The 20,503-nt window shown below is 69.7% G+C and carries 22 protein-coding genes; 4 read left to right on the plus strand and 18 right to left on the minus strand.

The genetic code is table 11. The features are described 5' to 3' along the window. Nucleotides 1–51: 51 nt before the first annotated feature. The 12 genes from glmM to ybgC all read right to left on the minus strand — a co-directional run bounded on the left by glmM (nt 52) and on the right by ybgC (nt 12,273). Nucleotides 52–1,395: a phosphoglucosamine mutase gene (glmM, locus tag ABE438_RS09670; protein WP_346502399.1), complete on the minus strand. Its 1,344-nt coding sequence runs from the start codon at nt 1,393–1,395 to the stop codon at nt 52–54. Nucleotides 1,396–1,701: 306 nt separating this feature from the next. Beyond that, nucleotides 1,702–3,627, minus strand: coding sequence for an ATP-dependent zinc metalloprotease FtsH (ftsH, locus tag ABE438_RS09675; RefSeq protein WP_346502400.1), 1,926 nt, complete (start codon nt 3,625–3,627; stop codon nt 1,702–1,704). Nucleotides 3,628–3,687: 60 nt separating this feature from the next. Beyond that, on the minus strand, nt 3,688–4,803 hold the full coding sequence (gene tilS, locus ABE438_RS09680; RefSeq protein WP_346502401.1) for a tRNA lysidine(34) synthetase TilS: 1,116 nt from the start codon (nt 4,801–4,803) through the stop codon (nt 3,688–3,690). Next, nucleotides 4,800–5,696: a tol-pal system protein YbgF gene (ybgF, locus tag ABE438_RS09685; RefSeq protein WP_465248597.1), complete on the minus strand. Its 897-nt coding sequence runs from the start codon at nt 5,694–5,696 to the stop codon at nt 4,800–4,802. The genes tilS and ybgF overlap by 4 nt, the downstream gene beginning before the upstream one ends. A gap of 151 nt (nt 5,697–5,847) precedes the next feature. Continuing rightward, entirely contained in the window at nt 5,848–6,354 is a 507-nt protein-coding gene (pal, locus tag ABE438_RS09690) for a peptidoglycan-associated lipoprotein Pal (protein WP_346502403.1), read from the minus strand. 192 nt (nt 6,355–6,546) lie between these two features. Continuing rightward, nucleotides 6,547–7,905, minus strand: a complete 1,359-nt coding sequence (gene tolB / locus ABE438_RS09695) for a Tol-Pal system beta propeller repeat protein TolB (protein ID WP_465248593.1) — start codon at nt 7,903–7,905, stop codon at nt 6,547–6,549. 5 nt (nt 7,906–7,910) lie between these two features. Beyond that, entirely contained in the window at nt 7,911–9,053 is a 1,143-nt protein-coding gene (gene tolA / locus ABE438_RS09700) for a cell envelope integrity protein TolA (RefSeq protein WP_346502404.1), read from the minus strand. Between the two features lie 22 nt (nt 9,054–9,075). Next, complete coding sequence (tolR, locus tag ABE438_RS09705) at nt 9,076–9,525, minus strand: protein TolR (protein WP_346502405.1); 450 nt, start codon at nt 9,523–9,525, stop codon at nt 9,076–9,078. Between the two features lie 13 nt (nt 9,526–9,538). Continuing rightward, the gene (gene tolQ, locus ABE438_RS09710; RefSeq protein WP_346502406.1) at nt 9,539–10,252 is read right to left on the minus strand and encodes a protein TolQ; all 714 of its coding nucleotides are present in this window, start codon (nt 10,250–10,252) and stop codon (nt 9,539–9,541) included. A 410-nt stretch (nt 10,253–10,662) separates the two neighbouring features. After that, complete coding sequence (locus tag ABE438_RS09715) at nt 10,663–11,103, minus strand: DUF2852 domain-containing protein (protein WP_346502407.1); 441 nt, start codon at nt 11,101–11,103, stop codon at nt 10,663–10,665. Nucleotides 11,104–11,213: 110 nt separating this feature from the next. Next, nucleotides 11,214–11,843 (minus strand): TetR/AcrR family transcriptional regulator, encoded by a 630-nt coding sequence (locus ABE438_RS09720; protein WP_346502408.1) that lies wholly within the window; start codon nt 11,841–11,843, stop codon nt 11,214–11,216. 25 nt (nt 11,844–11,868) lie between these two features. After that, on the minus strand, nt 11,869–12,273 hold the full coding sequence (gene ybgC / locus ABE438_RS09725; protein WP_346502409.1) for a tol-pal system-associated acyl-CoA thioesterase: 405 nt from the start codon (nt 12,271–12,273) through the stop codon (nt 11,869–11,871). 134 nt (nt 12,274–12,407) lie between these two features. On the opposite strand from ybgC, the gene ABE438_RS09730 reads away from it, so the two are divergent. Then, nucleotides 12,408–12,626, plus strand: coding sequence for a hypothetical protein (locus tag ABE438_RS09730; RefSeq protein WP_346502410.1), 219 nt, complete (start codon nt 12,408–12,410; stop codon nt 12,624–12,626). A 66-nt stretch (nt 12,627–12,692) separates the two neighbouring features. Here ABE438_RS09730 and ABE438_RS09735 read toward each other — a convergent pair whose 3' ends face one another. The 4 genes from ABE438_RS09735 to ruvA form a co-directional block, all read right to left on the minus strand. Then, on the minus strand, nt 12,693–13,205 hold the full coding sequence (locus ABE438_RS09735) for a YqhG/Tai3 family protein (RefSeq protein WP_346502411.1): 513 nt from the start codon (nt 13,203–13,205) through the stop codon (nt 12,693–12,695). Nucleotides 13,206–13,272: 67 nt separating this feature from the next. Next, a complete protein-coding gene (gene ruvB / locus ABE438_RS09740) occupies nt 13,273–14,295 on the minus strand; it encodes a Holliday junction branch migration DNA helicase RuvB (protein WP_346502606.1) in 1,023 nt (340 codons plus the stop codon). A gap of 23 nt (nt 14,296–14,318) precedes the next feature. Continuing rightward, nucleotides 14,319–14,804, minus strand: coding sequence for a GNAT family N-acetyltransferase (locus ABE438_RS09745; RefSeq protein ID WP_346502412.1), 486 nt, complete (start codon nt 14,802–14,804; stop codon nt 14,319–14,321). After that, complete coding sequence (gene ruvA, locus ABE438_RS09750; RefSeq protein ID WP_346502413.1) at nt 14,801–15,418, minus strand: Holliday junction branch migration protein RuvA; 618 nt, start codon at nt 15,416–15,418, stop codon at nt 14,801–14,803. Before ruvA ends, ABE438_RS09745 begins: the two co-directional genes overlap by 4 nt. Before the next feature lie 88 nt (nt 15,419–15,506). Between ruvA and ABE438_RS09755 the strand changes: the two genes are divergently transcribed. Beyond that, nucleotides 15,507–16,718, plus strand: coding sequence for an NAD(P)/FAD-dependent oxidoreductase (locus tag ABE438_RS09755; RefSeq protein WP_346502414.1), 1,212 nt, complete (start codon nt 15,507–15,509; stop codon nt 16,716–16,718). On the opposite strand, the gene ruvC is transcribed toward ABE438_RS09755, so the two are convergent. Further along, nucleotides 16,700–17,218 carry a crossover junction endodeoxyribonuclease RuvC gene (gene ruvC / locus ABE438_RS09760; RefSeq protein WP_346502415.1) on the minus strand — a complete coding sequence of 173 codons (519 nt, stop codon included), beginning with the start codon at nt 17,216–17,218 and terminating at the stop codon, nt 16,700–16,702. The two genes, ABE438_RS09755 and ruvC, sit on opposite strands and share 19 nt — an antisense overlap. Nucleotides 17,219–17,345: 127 nt before the next feature. Here ruvC and ABE438_RS09765 point away from each other — a divergent pair, with 127 nt between their 5' ends. Further along, a complete protein-coding gene (locus ABE438_RS09765; protein ID WP_346502416.1) occupies nt 17,346–18,125 on the plus strand; it encodes a sulfite exporter TauE/SafE family protein in 780 nt (259 codons plus the stop codon). Nucleotides 18,126–18,187: 62 nt separating this feature from the next. On the opposite strand, the gene ABE438_RS09770 is transcribed toward ABE438_RS09765, so the two are convergent. Further along, a complete protein-coding gene (locus ABE438_RS09770; protein WP_346502417.1) occupies nt 18,188–18,934 on the minus strand; it encodes a YebC/PmpR family DNA-binding transcriptional regulator in 747 nt (248 codons plus the stop codon). Nucleotides 18,935–19,109: 175 nt separating this feature from the next. On the opposite strand from ABE438_RS09770, the gene ABE438_RS09775 reads away from it, so the two are divergent. Further along, a complete protein-coding gene (locus ABE438_RS09775; protein ID WP_346502418.1) occupies nt 19,110–20,462 on the plus strand; it encodes a globin-coupled sensor protein in 1,353 nt (450 codons plus the stop codon). Nucleotides 20,463–20,503: the final 41 nt, after the last annotated feature.

Consider the following 20,503-nt stretch of genomic DNA (forward strand, 5'->3'; position numbering starts at 1 on the left):
ACGTTGGCGGAGAGCGGACAGGCGCGCCGCAGTACCGGCGCGCCTCCGGCGTCAGGCGGCGGCCTTGGCGACGGCCGCGACGACCTCGTCCACGGCACGCAGGACGATATCGTGATCATCACCCTCGGCCATGACGCGGATGACCGGCTCGGTCCCGGAGGGCCGGATCACCAGGCGCCCGCCATCGCCGAGCATCTGGCGGGCGGCCTCGATCGCGCTGATCACCGGCTTCTCCTCGAGCGGACGGCCGGCCTTGTAGCGCACGTTCTTGAGGATCTGCGGCAGCGGCTCGAAGCAGTGGCAGACCTCGGAGACCGGCCGCTCCTTGCGCTTGACCACCGCCAGCAGCTGCAGCGCCGCCACCAGCCCGTCGCCGGTGGTGGCGTAGTCGGAGAGGATGATGTGGCCGGACTGCTCGCCGCCGAGGTTGAAGCCGTTGGCGCGCATGTGCTCGAGCACATAGCGATCGCCGACCGCGGTGCGCGCCAGCGACAGGCCGAGCCCGCCGAGGAAGCGCTCCAGGCCGAGATTGGACATCACGGTCGCGACGATGCCGGGCGCCGAGAGCAACCCGTCCTCGTGCCAGCTGCGGGCGATCACCGCCATGAGCTGGTCGCCGTCGACCACCTGCCCATTCTCGTCGACGATCAAAACGCGGTCGGCGTCGCCATCGAGCGCGATGCCGATATCGGCGCGCAGCTCGCGCACCTTCTGGCTCAGCGCCTCCGGCCGGGTCGAGCCGACGTCGCGGTTGATGTTGAAGCCGTCGGGCTCGACGCCGATCGCGATCACCTCGGCGCCGAGTTCCCACAGCGCCTCGGGCGCGACCTTGTAGGCGGCGCCATTGGCGCAATCGACGACGATGCGCAGGCCTTCGAGGCTGAGATTGCGCGGCAGGGTGCGCTTGGCGAACTCGATATAGCGCGCATCGGCGCTCTCGATGCGCTTGGCCCGGCCGAGCATCGCCGAGCCCGAAAGCTGCTTGCCGAGATCGGAATCGATCAGCCGCGTGATCTCGGTCTCGACCTCGTCGCTGAGCTTGTAGCCGTCCGGGCCGAACAGCTTGATGCCGTTGTCCTCGTAAGGGTTGTGCGAGGCCGAGATCATCACGCCGAGATCGGCGCGCATCGAGCGCGTCAGCATCGCCACCGCCGGCGTCGGCATCGGGCCGAGCAGCAGCACGTCCATGCCGACCGAGGTGAAGCCAGCCACCAGCGCGTTCTCGATCATGTAGCCCGACAGACGGGTATCCTTGCCGATCACCACCCGGTGGCGGTGGTCGCCGCGCCGGAAGGCGATGCCGGTCGCCTGACCGACGCGCAGGGCGAGATCGGGCGTGATGACGCCATTGGCGCGCCCGCGGATACCATCGGTGCCGAAATACTTGCGTGTCATGCGCTGGTCGTCGTCCCTGCCCCGGCTCGCTGCCGCCGGACGCTCTTACAGCGTCGCGCCCGGCTGAGCTTCTCACAAATTATGTCGAAGCATATCCGCATGCGGGTGGACAAGCCGTTTGCGCGCGCGGCGGTGGCAGAACGGCAGCTGCGCCGAAGCCGCACGGCGCGGACGCTCCTCGACGGCATCGCCCGCCTGACGCATCGCCAGCGGCGGCGAGCGGCGGGCTCCCCAGTGCAACTGCGCCACCACCCACGAAAAAGGGCGGCCGCGAGGCCGCCCTGATCCGATCGATACGCGCCCGGCTCAGGCCTGGGGCTGGGGCTCCAGCCCGGCATCGGGCTCGTCGCGCTTGCGGCCCTTGCCGGCGCTCGGCACGGCGGGACCACGCGGGGCGTGCGGGGTGTCGTCGGCGTCGCGCTGCGGCTTCTTGCCGGCGATCAGGTCGCGGATCTCGTCACCCGTCAGCGTCTCGTATTCGAGCAGCGCCTCGGCGACCATGACGAACTCGTCATGGTGCTTCGTGATGATCTCCTTGGCGTCGAGATAGCCTTGGTTGACCAGGCGGCGCACCTCGCTGTCGATCTTCTGCGCCGTCGCCTCGGAGAGGCTCTGGCTGCGGCCCATCGACATGCCGAGGAAGACCTCCTCCTGATTATCGCCATAGGCGACGAGGCCGAGCTCCTCGGAATAGCCCATCTGGGTGACCATGGCCTTGGCCATCTTGGTCGCCTGCTGGATGTCGCCCGTGGCGCCGGAGGTGATGTTCTCCTTGCCGAAGGTCAGCTCCTCGGCGACGCGCCCGCCCATGGCGACCGCGAGCTGGGAGGTGAACTCCTTGAACTTCATCGAGTAGCGGTCGCCCTCGGGCAGGAACTTGACCATGCCGAGCGCGCGGCCGCGCGGGATGATCGTCGCCTTGTGCACCGGCACGCCGGCCGGGACGTAGAGGCCGACGATGGCGTGGCCGGCCTCGTGATAGGCGGTCAGCTTCTTCTCCTCCTCCGACATGGCCATGGACTTGCGCTCGGCGCCCATCATGACCTTGTCCTTGGCGTCCTCGAATTCGAGATGCGTCACCATGCGCTTGCCGCGGCGGGCGGCGAGCAGCGCGGCCTCGTTCACGAGGTTCATCAGGTCCGCGCCGGAGAAGCCGGGCGTGCCGCGGGCGAGAATGCGCAGATCGACATCCGGCGCCAGCGGCACCTTGCGGACATGGACGCGCAGGATCTTCTCGCGGCCGGCGACGTCGGGGTTTGGCACCACGATCTGCCGGTCGAAGCGGCCCGGGCGCAGCAGCGCGGGGTCGAGCACGTCGGGGCGGTTGGTGGCGGCGATGATGATCACGCCCTCGTTGGCCTCGAAGCCGTCCATCTCGACGAGCAGCTGGTTCAGCGTCTGCTCGCGCTCGTCATTGCCGCCGCCGAGGCCGGCGCCGCGATGACGGCCGACCGCGTCGATCTCGTCGATGAAGATGATGCAGGGCGCGTTCTTCTTGGCCTGCTCGAACATGTCGCGCACGCGGCTGGCGCCGACTCCGACGAACATCTCGACGAAGTCGGAGCCCGAAATCGTGAAGAACGGCACGTTCGCCTCGCCCGCGACGGCCCGCGCCGTCAGGGTCTTGCCGGTGCCGGGCGGGCCGACCAGCAGCACGCCGCGCGGAATGCGCCCGCCCAGCCGCTGGAACTTCTGCGGATCGCGCAGGAACTCGACGATCTCCTGCAGGTCTTCCTTGGCCTCATCGATGCCGGCGACGTCCTCGAAGGTGACGCGGCCATGCGCCTCGGTCAAAAGCTTCGCCTTGGACTTGCCGAAGCCCATCGCCCGGCCGGCGCCGTTCTGCATCTGGCGGGACATGAAGATCCACAGGCCGATGAAGATCACGAAGGGCAGCGAATTGACCAGCAGCGCCATGAACCACGGCGTGCCTTCGGACGGCGCGCGGGCCGAGACCTGCACGCCCTTCTGGGCCAGCGTCTTCAGCAGCGCCGGGTCGCCATATGGCGCATAGGTCACGAAGCTGCGCCCGTCGGTGAAGGTGCCGGAGATCTCCTGTCCGGCGACCACCACGCTGGTGATACGGCCGGCATCGGACTCGTTGATCAGCTGGCTGTAGGGGATCTCGTTGGTGCTGGCGCGCTGGCTCGGGCTCTGGAACAGCGTGACCAGTGCGAGCACCAGCAGGAAGATCACCACCCAGAGGGCGAAATTGCGGAAATTCGGATTCATCAGGGTTCCGATCCGCCCGCCAGCGGAGATGCGGCGAGCCTGTGATAATCAGGGTCTAATCTAGGTGGCTGACAGGTCGTTGCCAAGGGAAGCCTTGCGCGACCTCGCGTCCCGCCCCGGCTTCTTCCCGTCAGGGTGAACGCCTCTGCGTCGCTGCGGCTCGGCGCCGACGACGAGGCGCCCCTGCCGGGAGAGACCGAGCATCAGGCCGCCCAGCGTCCGCCGCAGGGACCTCCCCTGCCGCGCCGCTTCGGCGAGCGCCAGCGCGCAGGCCTCCAGCCGCGCCAGCCGCGCCGGCGCCGCCGTCTCCTCATCCCCGTCAGCGAGAACATGACCGAGCAGGCGGATCACGATCTCGTCCGGCTCGGCGGCGAGTGCGGCCATGTCGACGATACGCTCCGCGCCACGAGGCGCGCACAGCCGCGGCAGCAGCACGGCGACCCGCTGCTCCAGCGCGGCATCGGCCCGCGCGAGCCGGCCGGCCAGCGTCGCGAGCCGGCCCGCGGTCAAACCCTCGCGGGCCAGCAACGGCGTCAGGGCCCGCCAACGCACCCGGGCGAAGCGCGGATCGTCATTCGATGGATCGCGCGCAGAGGGCAGCCCGCGCGCCGCGCAACTCGCGACCAGCCGCGCCTTGGCGATGCCGAGCAGCGGCCGCAGAATGGTGACACCGTCGCGCCGGCTGCATGCACGCATGCCCGCGAGGCCCGCCGGCCCCGACCCGGCAGCCATGCGCATGAGCAGCGTCTCGGCCTGGTCGTCCAGCGTATGCGCCGTCACCAGCGCCGCCCCGCCGAGGGCGCGCGCCGTCTCGGCGAGCAGCGCGTAGCGGGCCTGGCGCGCCCGCGCCTGCAGCGCCGTATCGACCGGGCCATCGGCCTGCCAGCGCAGGATGCGGTGCGGCAAGCCGAGCCGGGCGCAGAGCGCGGCGACGGCCACCGCCTCCTCGGCGGCTTCCGGGCGCAGCCCATGATCGACGGTCGCGGCATGGAGCAGCGGGCGCCCCTGCCCTGCCACCGCCCATTCGGCGAGAAGGGCGAGCAACGCGACGGAATCCGGGCCGCCCGACACCGCGACGAGGAGGCTCGGCTCGGCCGCGAGCGATGCGAACAGGATTTCAGCCTCGGCGGCCGTGAGGGCGCCGGCCGAAGCAGCCGGACGCAGCTGCGCGCTCAAGCGCAGCGGGCGCGGCGCTGTTCGCGCAGGAGGCTCTGACGCACGGAGCTCGAGGCCGCGGGATAATCCGAGCCGAGCTTGGCGAAGGTGGCGCAGGCTTGGTCGCGCGCGCCGAGGCCGTTCAGCGACATGCCGAGCTTCAGCATGCTGTCGGCGCCCTTGCCGGCCTTGGGATAGTCACGGCTGATCCGCAGGAACTGCTCGGCCGCCTCGCGGTAGAGCTGGCGCTGGAAATAGCTCTCGCCGAGCCAGAAGGTGGCGTCGGGCGCCAGCCGGTCGCGCGGATAGCTCTGCAGGAACTGGCGGAAGCCCATCTCGGCCTGCTCGTATTCCTTGCGTACGACATGGGCGTAAGCGGCGTCGTAGATGGCGCGCGGAGAGGCGGCCTGCCCCGTCGCGGCGACGCTGGGCCCGGCCTGGGCAGCCGGCGGCAGCGCCCCCTGCGGCACGGCGCGCCCGACACCGGAGATGTCGAGCGGGCCCTGCCCAGGTGTCGGATTGCCGGAGAACTCGTCGTCGATGATCTGGCCGATCTGCCCCATCTGGCGCGGCGCACCGGGCGAACCCGGCTGCATGGCCGGGTCCGAGAGTTCGCTGCGGCGATCGCGCGCCGGCTGGCGCGGCGGAGCGGCCGGCGCGGCGCCGGGCTTGCCGCCCTGCTCCGACAGCCGGAACTCGACGTTCTCCTGGAACTTGCGCAGCTGGTCGGTCAGCCGGCGGTTCTCGAACTGCAGCTGCTCGATCTGGCCCGAGAGCTGGCGCAGCTGGTTCTCCAGCCGCGTGGTCCTGACCAGCAGGTCGGCCGCGTCCTGCGCGGCCACCGGCGGCGCGCCCAGCGCCAGCGCGGCGAACGCCACGCCGAACCCCAGCCCGAGCACCTTCCGTTTCAACAGCGAAACGCCCATCGCAAACACCGTCATCGTTCGAGACACCGCATCCTGTTCGTCATCGAGCCTACCATGGCGCGCCGACGCGGCCAAAATGTGAAAGGGCCGGCGCCGCGGCAGCGGCACCGGCCCGTCTTGGGCGGGCGGGTCGCCGTGATCAGACGCCGCCGGCGCCGTCGAGTACGGTGACCGCGCGGCGGTTCTGCGACCAGCACGAGATGTCGTTGCAGACCGCGACCGGGCGCTCCTTGCCATAGGAGATGGTGCGCATGCGGTTCGCCGGCACGCCGCGCGAGGCGAGGTAGTCGCGGACGGTCTGGGCGCGGCGGGCGCCGAGCGAGAAGTTGTATTCGCGGGTGCCGCGCTCGTCCGCATGCCCCTCGATCGTGAAGGTGTAGCGCGGATAGCGGCCCAGCCACTGCGACTGCTTGTCGAGCGTGGCGACGGCGGTCGGCGTCAGGTCGGTCGAGTCGGTCTCGAAGAAGACGCGATCGCCGACGTTCACGACGAAGTCCTGGGCCGTGCCGGGCGTGGCGGCACCGCCGGCGCCGAAGCCGCTGGCGTTCTGGTCGTTGGTCTTGGCGCAGGCGCCCAGCGCGAGCGCCCCGACCAGGGCGAAGGCGAAGCGGGCTGGACGAGCGCTGGCGGCGAAGGACGCGAGCATGTGAAATCTCCGGGCTGTCGAACGCGGGGCGTGCCCTGTACCGGCGACGCGCGTTCGAGCATCAATGATGTGTCAACCTAAACGAGACCTTGCCAAATCAAGTCGAAATGGCGGCATTGCGGCGCATGGTTAACGAATTGTGGCGGAGGCCCGCATTCCCGCGAGCGTTGCGGGAATGCCACAGCCACACGGTCAGCGCGCCGCCGTCAGCAGCGGCGACCAGGTCGGGTCCGAGGCGAAGTTCGGCGTCGGCACCGGCACCTCGACGCGCCCCGTGACGTCGACCATGTAGAGCTTGCCGCCCGACTGCCCGCCCGGATCGCGGAAGAACATGATGTACTGGCCGTTCGGGGCCCAGTTCGGCGCCTCGTTGTGGAAGCCCTCGGTCAGGATGCGCTCGCCCGAGCCGTCCGGCTTCATCACGCCGATCGAGAAGGCGCCGCCGCCCTGGCGGGTGAAGGCGATCAGGTCGCCGCGCGGCGACCAGGTCGGCTGCGAATAGGAACCCTGGCCGAAGGAGATGCGCTGCCCCTCCCCGCCGCCGGCGCCCATCAGATAGAGCTGCTGCGAGCCGCCGCGATCGCTCTCGAAGACGATTTGCGTCCCGTCGGGCGAGAAGGAGGGCGAGGTGTCGATCGCCGGCGTCGAGGTCAGCCGCGTCGTGGTGCGCGAGCCGATGTCGATCAGGTAGAGATTGGCGTTGCCGCCCTGCTGCAGGCTGAGCGCGATGCGCGCACCGTTCGGCGAAAACCGCGGGCTCGAGGTCATGTCGGGGAAGTTGCCGACGACCTGGCGCTGGCCGGTCTCGATGTTGAGCACATGCACGCGCGGCTGCTCGCCGGTGCGCTGCGCCATGTAGGTGACCTCCTGCGCCACCGGCGAATAGCGCGGCGTCACCACCGAGACCTCGCCCGCGGTCAGATAGCGCACATTGGCGCCGTCCTGGTCCATGATGGCGAGGCGCTTGCGGCGGTTCTCCTTCGGCCCCGACTCGTCGACGAAGACGACGCGCGTGTCGAAGAAGCCGCCGAAGCCGGTGACCTTGCTGAACACCGCGTCCGAGATGATGTGGCCGACGCGGCGCGAATTGTTCGGATCGGTGAAGTATTGCTGCCCGTCGATCTGCTGGCCGGCCAGCACGTCCCAGAGCCGGAACTCGGCGCGCAGCCGGCCGCCATCGCGCGAGACGCGGCCGGTGACCAGCGCCTGCACGCCCGCCGCCCTCCAGGCGTCGAATTGCGGAGCCGCGTCGAAAGGCGGGTTCTTCTCGGGATGGCGCGCCTTCTCGATCGGCAGGAAATAGCCGCAGCGCTTGAGATTGTTGGCGATGATGCCCGAGACGACGCTGCCGGACTCGCCGGCGAAATCGGCGATGGCGATCGGCATGGGCTGGAAGGTGCCGCGGCGCAGGTCGATCACCAGCTCGGAGCGGGCGGCCGGCACCATCAGCGTCGGCGCGGCGAGCGCGGCGCCGCCGAGCGCGAGCAGATGGCGGCGGGTCGGCGTGGCAAGCAGCGGCCGGCGGGCGGAAATCGCGGGAATTCTGTCCATGGCGGTCACAGTACGTCCCTGGCATCGAAATTGACGATGACGTCGCGCCAATCGTCGTAATAGGCGGCGAACTGCGCGGGAATGCGCAGCGGCGAGCAGAGCCGGGTTGCCGTCAGCGCCGAGTTGGCGGCGACGCGGAAGAGCGGGTCCGACGAGGAGTTGGTGACGCTGGCCTGGCCGACGAGCGAGCCGTCGGTGTCGAGGCGCATGCGGACCTGCGGCACGATCGGCCGCGGCGCGTTCTGCAGGGCGATCGGCACGCTCCAGCACTTGTGGAGCTGTTCCTCGATGATGCCGATCAGCTGGGCGCGCAGCGAGGGCGAGAGCTTCTGCGAGGAGCCGGTGCGCGTACCCAGCGAGGCGGTGCGGTTGGGCTGCGGCGCGCTGGAGCCGGTGGAGCGCGCCTGCTCCTTGGACTGCAGCAGCTTCTCGATATCGTTGGCGTTGAAGTTCTTGGCGAGTTCGGCCTCGCGCTTGGCCTTGGCTTCCGCCTCGCGCTTCGCCTTGGCCTCGGCGGCGATCTTGGCCTTCTGCTCGGCCTCGGCCTTGGCGCGGGCTTCCGCCTGCGCCTTCTCCTTGGCGGCCTTGGCGGCTTCCACCTTGGCGCGCGCCTCGGCTTCCGCCTTCGCCTTGGCGGCGGCCTTGGCCTCTTCCTCGGCCTGCTTGGCCTTGCTCTCGCGCTCGGCCTCGTCGGCCAGGCGCGCCAGCTCCTCGCGGCGTTCCTGTTCGGCCTTCTGCGCCGCCGCCTCGGCCCGCTTCGCCTGGGCGGCGGTGTCGGCCGGCGGGGTCGGACGCGGCGTCGGCCGGGCCGGCGGCATCGGCGCGGCGGCGTTCTCCTCGGCGACCTTGAGCTCGGCCGGGCGCGTCGGCGGGGCCGGCGTGTCCTGCTTCTCCTCGCCGGGCTCCTTGCGCTCGACCACTTCCGACTGGCGCTCGGCGCGCGGCACCGGCTGCTCCTGGACCTTCTCGGCCTTGCGCTCGCCGCGCGTCACCTGGTTAATCGCGGAGGGATCCACCACCTCGACCGCGATGGTCTCGATATGCTCCGGCAGGGGCGTCGTCGACGAGAACGCCACCAGCCCCGCGACCAGGAAGGTCACGTGGCCGAGGGCGGAAATCGCCAGACCCGGTTCGGAACGCGAGATCATCACCGCGACGCGATCCTCTCGTTCAACGCGAATTGGGCTCTGTCACCAGGGCCACGCGCTTGAACCCGGCGCTGGTGATGGTCGCCATCACGGAGGCGACGCGGCCATAGTCGACCTGCTTGTGACCGCGCACATAGATGCGCTCGTCGAAGCCCTGGGCCGCGATGGCCTGCAGCTTCTGCACGAGGTCGGGCTCCAGCGTCGGCTGGTCCTGCAGGAAGATCTGGCCCTTATCGTCGATGGCGATGGTGATCGGCTTCTGGTCGACATTGATCGGCTTGGCGCCGGTCTGCGGCAGATCGATCGGAACGCCCGTCGCCAGCAGCGGCGCGGCCACCATGAAGATGATGAGCAGCACCAGCATGACGTCGATGAACGGCGTCATGTTGATCTCGGCGATGGCGCCGTGGCGGCGGCTGCGCCGCCCGCGGCGTCCCCCGGCCTTGGCGCCGGATGCGACTGACATGCCCATGCTGCGACGCCCCTTACGCGGCCAGCCGCTCGTCGATCTGCCGCGACAGGATCGCGGAGAACTCGTCGGCAAAGGCTTCGAGGCGGCCCTGGGCCTTGGCGACTTCGGCCTGCAGCTTGTTGTAGGCCATCAGGGCGGGAATCGCGGCGAACAGGCCGATCGCGGTGGCGAACAGCGCCTCGGCGATGCCGGGGGCGACGACGGCCAGCGAGGAATTCTTGGAGACCGCGATGGCGGTGAAGGAGTGCATGATGCCCCAGACCGTGCCGAACAGGCCGATGAAGGGCGCCGCCGACGCCACCGTCGACAGCACGAGCAGCTTGGATTCGAGCCGCTCGGTCTCACGCTGGATGGTGACGTCGAGCACCTTGTCGATGCGCTGGGACAGGCTGGCGACCGAGCGGCCGCCATTCTCGAAGGAGCGCTTCCACTCGCGCATCGCCGCGACGAAAATGGCCGCCATGTCGTTCACCGGGCGGTTGGACAGCTCGCGATAGAGTTCCTCCAGCGAGCGACCCGACCAGAACACCTCCTCGAAGGCATCCATGTCGCGGCGGGTGCGCCGATAGAGCAGGGTCTTGTCGACGATGATGGACCAGCACCAGACGGATGCGCCGAGCAGGCCGAGCATGACGATCTTCACGACGATGTGAGCGTGCCAGAACAGGGTCCAGAACGACATGTCGATCTGCGGCGCAGCCTGCGCGATCTCCGCAGCGGGGTTCATCCTCACATCCTTCTGCCTGACCGGTGCGAACACATCCGGTGTCCGCACAGCCAACTGGGCGCGACGTGAGGTCACGTCGCTGCCCGATCTGCGCTCCGGGGATATGCCGAGGCCATCAATCACCCCTGATTCCGGCGAAAGATGGGCCGAACGGCGTCTGTTCGGTGCGCCAAAGGCCCCGTTTCCGCTTAAGGCCCCGTGAAGGTTAACGACCTGCGTGGTTAATATCCCGTTATGGCAATGCTGCCCTGCAGCAGAGTCGTGGCGGCAGGGTCCTCGCGAACAGCGCAGGTCGCAGGCGGCCGTGCCGACCGGCGACTCAGGGGCGGACCCGGAAACGCAAACGGCCCGCCTCCGGAGGGAGGCGGGCCGCCGCGGTCGTCACGGCAGGCGCCGGGTCGGCTGGTGTCTCAGGCGCTGGTCGCGGTCTCGGCCACGTCGCCGCCGCGGCGGCGATCGTTCATGAACTGGTCGAACTCGGCCTTGTCGCGGGCCATGCGCAGCCGCTCCAGGAAGTCGCGGAACTCGCGCTGCTCGTCCTCGAGCCGGCGCAGCGTCTCCTCGCGGTACTCGTCGAAGGCGCGGTTGCCGCTCGAGGGCGGGCCGCCCCAGCGGCCGAAGCCGCGCGGCTCGCCGCCCATGCGCTCGCGCAGGCGGTCCATCTTCTCCTGCAGGCGGCTCATCTTGTGCTCGTAGCGGCCAGCGCCGCCCATTCCGCATGCCATGCGTCCGGATCCCCACATAAAGGCCAGGGTCGCCAGACCCAGCGGCCACCACAGGATGAAGCCCAGCACCGCGAAGGCAAGCCAGGCCCCTTTTCCATATTCGTCAAGCTTCATCACGATCGGCATCGACGCCCTCGCTCGGTTCAGGTGCCACATCCCAGTTCGCGACCATGTCAATGTTAGTCACATTCACATAGCTAGGAGCGGCTGGTTTCGCTGTCAAGATGGGGAGGCATTCAGTCCCTGACCAGACCCAGGCCCTGCAGATAGATCAGCATGTTGGCCTCCAGCAGCTCGGCCGAAGACATCGGCAGCACGCGGCGCCCGCCATCGGCGCGCTCGAACAGGCTGGCGATGCCATGGGCGCTGGCCCAGGCATGCAGCGCCACCATCAGCGCCGGCGGCCGACGCTCCGCGGGCAGCGTGCCGATCAGCACCTCGGCGGCATGGCGCAGCACCTGGAAGCTGCGATCGGCGGCGAGGCGCAGCGCGGGCGCGGCCTCCATCGGCACGCCGGCCTCGAACATCGCGGAGTAATAGGCCGGCTCCTCGCGGGCGAAGGCGATATAGGCCTGTCCCATGCGCCGGAACGCCTCCCAGGGCTTGGGCCGGCCATCGTCCCAGGCCTTCTGCAGCGCCGCTTCAAAAGCGCCGAAGCCGCGCGTCGCCACATCGGCCATCAATTCGGTCTTGTCGCGGTAATGGCGGTAGGGCGCGGTAGGGCTGACCCCGGCCAGGCGCGCAGCTTCCGCGACGGTGAAGCCGCTCGGCCCCTTCTGGGAGATCAGGTGGAGCGCGGCGCGCACCAGCTCCTCCTTGAGGTTGCCGTGATGATAGCCGCGCCGTTCGCCGTCGAAAGGTCTCATGTGAGGATCGCTAACATGCCGGCGATCAGCTCTCCAGCCCGAGCCGCTGGCGCAGCCCGTCCGGAATCCGCCGCGGCCGGCCGCCGCCGACGCAGGCGACGGTCACGGCGGCGGTCACCAGCACCTCCTCGCCGCGCAGCACGCGCTGGGCGAGCTCCATGGTGGCGCCGCGCGCCAGCGTCGCCGTGGTCTCGATGGTGAGCAGGTCGTCCATCACCGCCGGGCGCAGATAGTCGATCGCCATCCGCCGCACCGCGAAGCCGAGCGCGTCGGCGCCGTCGAACAGCTCGCGCTGGGCGATGCCGAGCGCGCGGATCAGCTCGGTGCGCCCGCGCTCCATGAAGCGCAGATAGGAGGCGTGATAGACCACGCCGGAAAAGTCGGTGTCCTCGTAATAGACGCGGACGGAGATGCGGTGCGTGTCGGCCATGTCGGCTCCCGGGCAGGCGGCGGCGCCGCGCTGTGTAGCCCGCCCGCCGCCATCCGAACAACCGCCGCTACACCTCCCGCTACGGAACACGCGCGCTCTTCGCCGGTTGAAACCGCGAGAGGAGACGAAACACGATGAAGAAACTGAAGCAGGCGACCCAGCTCGAGAAGGCCCGCCGGGCCCTCAAGATGAAGCAGGCGGCCGAGGCCGAGACCCAGGCCGAGATCCCCGAAAGCCGCACGCCCAACGAGGGCATGCAGCCCAATCCCAACGAGAAGACCGCGCCCTCCGGCGCCCTCGACCATGCCGGCCAGCATCCGGCGATGCAGCGCGCCAAGTTCGCCCGGCAGTGACGCTCATGATGACGGACCGCGCGGCCCGCCTATCCCCTGGAGAGGGCGGCTGCGCCGGCCGGAGCGTCAGCGCTTGCAGGGCTTGTGCATGAAGGAGCCGCAATCATAGGGCTGCGACAGGTCGCGGCGGATGCTGTCCTTGCCGGTGCCGATATCGTCGATGCGCCAGCCGGCCTCGTCGACCAGGCTGAACACCACCGAGACCGGCTTGCCGAAGCTGACGAAGCGCGCCGTCACCTGCGCCTTGCCGGCGGCCGGTGCGCGCGTCACCGCGAGCTTGAGGTTCTTTACCTCGCCATCCTGCCGCTGGATGAAGGGGTCGGCACCGATATGGCCCATCTCGCCGCTCTCGTCCTGGTAGAGGTCGTCGCGGGCGAACAGCTCCGCGAGCCCCTTGCTCATCAGCGCGTCGCGATGCGGCGGGCGCCAGGGCGGCTCGCCGCCGCCGTCCAGCGTCTTGCGCGTGATCTCATAGGCCTTGCGCACGGTCGCGTCCGGCGTCGGCTCGGCCGCGCCTGCGGCGCTTGCTGCGAACAGCAGAGCGCCAGCGAGCAGCGCCGGCGAAACAGGCGATCTCATCGCAATCCCTCCATGGACCCGGTCTCGACAGCAGCCAGCTTGTCGGCGTCAGGGCGCGTCTCCGCTGTCAGTCGCCCGGCTCGTCGGCGAAGAGGCCGAACTGCCCGGCTTCGCGCGACGGTTCAGGCAGGCCGAGATGGCGGAAGGCGTGCGGCGTCAGCAGGCGCCCGCGCGGCGTGCGCTGGATGAAGCCCTGCTGGAGCAGGAAGGGCTCGATGATCTCCTCGATCGCGTCGCGCGGCTCCGACAGCGAGGCGGCGATCGTCTCGATCCCCACCGGGCCGCCGCCGAATTTCAGCGCCACGCTGGTGAGATAGCGCCGGTCCATCTGGTCGAGGCCGATTCCGTCGACGTCGAGCAGGCCGAGCGCCTTGTCGGCGACCTTGCGCGTCACGATGGCGTCGCCGTCGACGATGGCGAAGTCGCGCACCCGTCTCAGCAAGCGCCCCGCGATACGCGGCGTCCCGCGCGAACGGCGGGCGATCTCGTTGGCGCCGTCATCCGACATCGGCACGCCGAGCACGCGGGCGCCGCGCGCCACGATGCCCTGCAACTCCTCCACCGTGTAGAACTGCAGCCGGATCGGGATGCCGAAGCGGTCGCGCAGCGGCGTGGTCAGCAGGCCGGCACGCGTCGTCGCCCCGACCAGGGTGAACTTGGGCAAGTCGATCTTGACCGAGCGCGCCGCCGGGCCCTCGCCGATGATCAGGTCGAGCTGGTAGTCCTCCATCGCCGGATAGAGGATTTCCTCGACCGCCGGGTTCAGCCGGTGGATCTCGTCGATGAAGAGCACGTCTCGCTCTTCGAGATTGGTGAGTTGGGCTGCGAGGTCGCCGGCCTTGGCGATCACCGGCCCCGAGGTCGAACGGAAGCTGACGCCGAGCTCGCGCGCCACGATCTGCGCCAGCGTTGTCTTGCCGAGGCCGGGCGGGCCGACGAACAGCACATGGTCGAGCGCGTCGCCGCGGCTCTTGGCGGCATTGATGAAGACCTGAAGATTGGCGCGTGCCGCCGCCTGGCCGGTGAAGTCGGCGAGCGAAAGCGGCCGCAGCGAGACGTCGCCATCGTCCTCCCGCTTCTCCGCCGTCATCAGACCCGCCCGCTTCGGCTCGCTCACAACCCGATCTCCAGCTCCAGCGCGTCGCGCACCGGGATGTCCTGATAGCCCGTCTTGATGATCGTCGGAATCACCGATCGGTAGGTGTCGATCGCCTCGACATAGAGCGCCGAGAAGCGGAAGCCCTGCTTCTGGTAAAAGGCGAGCCCCGGCATGTTGTCGTTGGTCAGCATCGCCCGCAGCTTGCGGGCACCGCTGCGGCGCGCGGCGATCTTCACCTGCTCGAGCAGCCGGACGGCCGCGCCCTGGCCTTCGGTGAGCGCATGCAGGGCGCAGAGCACGGCGATCTCGCCATCGGGCGACCAGCTCGCCGCCGCGAGCAGCCTGCCCTCCGCCGAGAACAGGCCGAGCAGGGGCAGCTCGGCGCAGTCATACAGGCGCAGCCCGATCATCATGCGATGCGAGCCCCATTGCCGCATCATCACGGCGAGGAACGCATCCTTGTCGACGATCTCGCGGACCTGCTCGTCGTCCCGCGTCATTTCGCGAGTTCCTTGAGCCCCTGCCTGATCAGCTGCGCCGTGCCTGCCGTGTCGCCCAGTTCGCGCGAGGCGGCGGCGACCGCGGCCACGGCCTGCGCCTGCGGATAGCCGAGATTGACCAGGGCGGAGACCGCGTCGGCCACCGGCTGCGGCAGGCGCTTGTCCTCCAGCGCCCCCGCGAGCTGCGCCACACCGGGATCGACATGGCCGAAGGCCGGCGCCTTGTCCTTGAGCTCGGCGCAGATGCGCTGGGCGAGCTTGGGGCCGACGCCCGGCGCGCGCGCCACGGCCGCCTTGTCGCCGCTGGAGATCGCGGTGGCCAGCGCCGCCGGCTCCAGCGTCGAGAGGATCGCCAGCGCCACCTTGGCCCCGACGCCCTGCACCATCTGCATCATGCGGAACCAGTCGCGCTCGACATCCGAGAGGAAGCCGTAGAGGCGGATGGCGTCCTCGCGGACATGGGTCTCGATCGAGAGCGACGCCGCCTCCCCGATCGCCGGCAGGCGCTGCAGCGTCCGCGACGAGCACTGCACGACATAGCCGACGCCCTGGACGTCGACGATGACGAAGTCCTCGCCATAGGAATCGATGAGGCCCTTGAGCTTTCCGATCATGCACGACTGATAGCATGGTTGCGGCGCCGTCATCAGGCGGATCAAACCCGCGGGCCGCGCGTTCTCCACCGCGAATGGGGGGAGCATCATGCTGACCAGACGACGCGACCTGCGCACGGGGCGCAGCCCGTGGCAGGACAGGCGCCTGCCCGCGATCGAAACCACGCGACTGAGCGACAAGGCCGAGGCCGACGTCGTGGTGATCGGCGCCGGGATTTCCGGCGCGATGGTCGCCGACGCGCTCAGCGACGCCGGGCTCTCCGTGCTGATCGTCGACCGCCGCGGCCCGGTGAAGGGCTCGACGGTGGCGAGCACCGCCCTGCTGCAATACGAGATCGACCAGCCGCTGACCCTGCTCTCCCGCCAGATCGGTGAGGCCGATGCGGTCCGCGCCTGGCGCCGCTCGCGGCTAGCGCTGGACGGACTCGGCGCCCGCATCCGCGATCTCGGCCTCAGCCCGATGCGCCCGCGCGACTCGCTCTACCTCGCAGGCGACGTGCTCGACGCCACCGGGCTCGAACGCGAGGGCGAGGCGCGCCGGCGCGCCGGGCTGGAGACCCGCTTCCTCGACGCCGCGGCGCTGAAGGCCCGTTTCGGCATCGCCCGCGAAGCCGCTTTGCTCGGCTTCGACAATATCGAGCTCGACCCGCGCCTGCTCGCCGCCGGTTTCCTGCGCGCGGCGATCGCACGCGGCGCGCGGCTTTCCTGCCCGGTCGAGATCGTCGAGGCCGATACCGGCCCGCGCTCGGTCCGGCTGAAGACAGATGCCGGCGGGCTGATCCGCGCCCGCCATGCCGTGTTCTGCACCGGCTACGAGATCCCGCTCGGCAAGGCGCCGAAGGGCCATCAGGCGATCTCGACCTGGGCGATGGCGACCGTGCCGCAGACGCGCCGGCTCTGGCCCGAGCGCTGCTTCATCTGGGAGGCGTCCGATCCCTATCTCTACATGCGCACAACCAGTGACGGCCGCATCATCTGCGGCGGCGAGGACGAGGATTTCGTCGACGAGGACAAGCGCGACGCGCTGATCGCCGAGAAGACGAAGACCCTGCAGCGCAAGCTCGCCGCCCTGCTGCCCGGGGTCTCGACCGAGGTCGACTATGCCTGGACGGGGACGTTCGGCGCCTCCGGCAACGGCCTGCCGACCATCGGCCCGCTGCCCGGCCTCGACAATTGCTGGGCGGTGATGGGCTTCGGCGGCAACGGCATCACCTACAGCCGCATCGGTGCCGAGATCGTCCGCGCGGCGCTGACCGGCCGCGACGATCCCGACCGCGACCTCTACGCCTTCAAGGCCTGATGCCGCGCCAGCAATTCGCGCGCGCCGCGATGCTGGGCATGGCAGATGGCGATAGCGAGCGCGTCGGCCGCGTCGGCGCTGGTCGTCACCGCCTTGGGCAGCAGCACGCGGATCATCGCCTGCACCTGCTTCTTGTCGGCATGGCCGACGCCGACCACGGTCTTCTTGACCAGATTGGCGGCGTATTCGGCGACGTCGAGCCCGGCGAGCGCCGGCACCACCAGCGCGATGCCCCGCGCCTGGCCGAGCTTCAGCGCCGATTGCGGATCGCGGTTGACGAAGGTCTCCTCGACCGCGACCTCGTGCGGCGCCTGGGCCTTGATGACACTCTCGAGCCCGGCATGGATCTGGCGCAGCCGCTCGGCCAGCGGGCGCTTGTCGTCGCTCTCGACGACGCCGCAGGCGCCGAAGGACAGCCTCGTCCCCTCGCTGACGACGAGGCCCCAGCCGGTCTTCCGCAGGCCGGGATCGAGGCCGAGAATGCGAATCGCGGCGGTCATGGCCGCTAGCTAAAGCACGCCCGCGCCGCCGGCGCGATGCGGAAGGCACATCGCCCCGCCACGCCGGAGGGGGTTGCCGGCGCCCGCGCGAGGCCGGAGGGTGTCCGCCCCCCAACGGACGGACCCCATGCCGGCGGCCTTCTCCCTCTTCTTCCCGGGCCTCTCGGCGGACGGCATCGCCTGGCTCGCCTTCGCCACGCTGCTCGGCGGGCTGGTGCGCGGCTTCACCGGCTTCGGCTTCGCCATGGTGTTCATGCCGCTCGCCTCGACCGTGCTCGGGCCGGTCGGCGCGCTCGCGCTGATCTGGGTGGTCGATGCGCCGTTTTCCCTACCGCTCGGCCTGCGCTCCGCGCGCAAGGCGGAATGGGGCGAGGTCGTGCCGCTGCTGGTCGCCGCCACCGTCACCATCCCGATCGGGCTGTCCCTGCTGGTCTGGCTCGCCCCGGGGACGATGCGCTGGCTGCTCGCCGCCATGGTGCTGGCGGCCGTCGCGGTGCTCGCCTCGGGCTGGCGCTACCATGGCCGGCCGGGCGTGCCGCTCTCGCTGGGCGTCGGCGCGCTCTCGGGTCTGTTCAACGGGCTCGCCAGCGTCGGCGGCATACCGCTCGCCGTGTTCTGGCTCGGCGCCCAGCGCAACGACCGCTTCAAGACCCGCGCCAACCTCCAGACCTATTTCGGCCTGGCCACGCTGATCAGCGGCGCGATGCTGGCCGCCAAGGGCATCCTGACCATGGCGGCGCTGACGATGGCGCTGCCGCTCTTCCTGCTCTACGGGGCCGGGCTCTGGGCCGGCACGCACGCCTTCGGCCTCGCTTCGGAGACCACCTTCCGGCGCATCGCCTATGCGCTGATCCTGATGAGCGCGCTGACGAGCCTGCCACTCTGGGACGGGTTTTCCTGGCGCTGAAACGCAAAAAAGGCCGGGACGAGGCCCGGCCTTTGCGAAATCCGTCTGCGCCGGTCGGCGGCTCAGCCGCTGAGCTTCGCCATGACGTCGTCGGCGATCTCGAAATTGGCGAAGACGTTCTGCACGTCGTCGTCATTGTCGAGCGCCTCCATCAGCCGCATCATCGAGGCGGCCTTGTCCTCGTCGAGCGGCGCGGTCGTGGTCGGGCGCCAGACCGGCTTGGCGGAGGCCGGCGCGCCGAGCGCGGCCTCGAGTGCCTTGGAGACATCGTTCAGGCTGTCGAAGGCGCACAGGATGGTGTGGCCGTTCTCGTCGCTCTGCACGTCGTCGGCGCCGGCCTCGATCGCGGCCTCCATCACCGTGTCGGCATCGCCGGCCTCCGGCGGATAGCTGATCTCGCCGACCCGGTTGAACATGAACGAGACCGAGTTGCTCTCGCCCATCGCGCCGCCGGACTTGGTGAAGTAGGAGCGCACGGCGGACGCGGTGCGGTTGCGGTTGTCGGTCAGCGCCTCGACGATGACGGCGGCGCCGCCGGGGCCATAGCCCTCGTAGCGAACCTCGTCATAGTTCTCGCCGTCCGCACCGGCGGCCTTCTTGATGGCGCGCTCGATATTGTCCTTGGGCATGTTCTCGGCCCGCGCGGCGAGAACCGCCATGCGCAGGCGCGGGTTCATGTTGACGTCGGGCATGCCCATCTTGGCGGCGACGGTGATTTCGCGGGCCAGTTTCGAGAACAGCTTGGAGCGCACCGCATCCTGCTTGCCCTTGCGGTGCATGATGTTCTTGAACTGTGAATGGCCGGCCATGCGCCCCGATCTCCGCGGTTTCGCTCGCGCGGCTTATACCCAGCCGGCTCGGTACGAGGCAAGCGCGGCGGCCCGATTTCCGCGCGCGTCGTTGTCGGCGCGAGGCTTAAGCCTTTGTTCGCGAACTGCGCACAGTGTCCCGAGCGAGACCGCTGACTGGACCATCCCTGTGCGCATGACGAACGCCATCGTAGAGCATGCCACACGCCTGAAGGTCTTCCGGATCGACGAGGTCGACCTCGGCCTTCTCCGGCAGCAGGCCGGCTTCGCACGCAGCCGTCTGCCGACGCTCCTGACGGAGCTGCATGCGCAATTCGAGCCCTGGCCGGAGGTCAAGGCCGCGATGCAGCGCCCGGCGGTCCACGCGCTGCGTCTCTCGCACTGGATCAGGCTGCTCTCGGGCGATCTCGACCACGGCTATGTGGAATCGGCGCGCGCTCTGGCGACGATGTTCAACGACAATGGCGTCCAGCCGCATGCGGTGGCGATCTGCCATGCCATCGTGGTCAACGCGATCGGCAACGAGCTCGGCCTGCTGCGCGACGGCCTCGCCGGGCTCAGCCATCTCTGGAATGCTCGCGAATACGACCGCCGCATCGCCCTGCGCGCCGCGCTGCAGAAGGCGGTGCAGCTCGACCTCGAATTGCTGCTGGAGACCTATACCCACGTCCAGCGCGAGAACCGCGAGCGCATCCGCAGCGAGATCGCCGCCTTCGAGGTCACGGTCAGCGACGTCGTCGGCGCGGTGACCGACAGCGCCCGCATCGTCGAGACCATGGCGCACACCATGAACGGCGTCGTCGCGGAGACCGGCATGCAGGCGGTCGCCGCCGCCCGCTCCTCCGACGAGGCCTCCGACAATGTCGGCAGCATCGCCAACGCCGCGGGCGAACTCTCGACCTCGCTGACCCAGATCTCCGGCGAGGTCGCGCGCGCCACCACCAAGGCCCACGCCGCCAGCACGGCCGCGCGGCGCACCGAGGCGATCGTCAAGGAGCTCGCCCAGTCGGCGCAGACCATCGGCTCGATCGTCGGCCTGATCCGCGACATCGCCGAGCAGACCAACCTGCTGGCGCTCAACGCCACCATTGAGGCCGCACGTGCCGGCGAGGCCGGGCGTGGCTTCGCCGTCGTGGCGCAGGAGGTCAAGCAGCTCTCCTCGCGCACCGCGCGGGCGACCGACGAGATCGCGGCGCAGGTGCCCGCCATGCAGTCGGCGACGCAGGAGGCCGTCCAGGCGATCGAGAGCATCGTCGGCTTCGTCGGCGACATGGACCAGACGACCCTGACGATCGCCAGTTCCGTTGAGGAGCAGCGCGCCGCCACCAGCGAGATCGCGCGCAGCATCAGCTCGGCCTCGCAGGGCACGCAGGAGGTCGCGCAGGCTATTGCGAGCGTCAACGATTCCGCGCAAGCCGCCGGCGCAGGCATCGCCGAAATGCTCGCCCTCGCCCGCACCCTTGCCGAACGCGCCGGAACGCTGGCCGAGGCCTTCGAGTCGCTCAGCCGGCAGAACCGCGTCGCCTGATCCCGGACGGGCTTTCGCCTTCAACACCTCTCCCGAAACGA

This window comes from Allobosea sp. TWI1241 (genome assembly GCF_039673065.1).
In the GTDB taxonomy this organism is placed as follows: domain Bacteria; phylum Pseudomonadota; class Alphaproteobacteria; order Rhizobiales; family Beijerinckiaceae; genus Allobosea.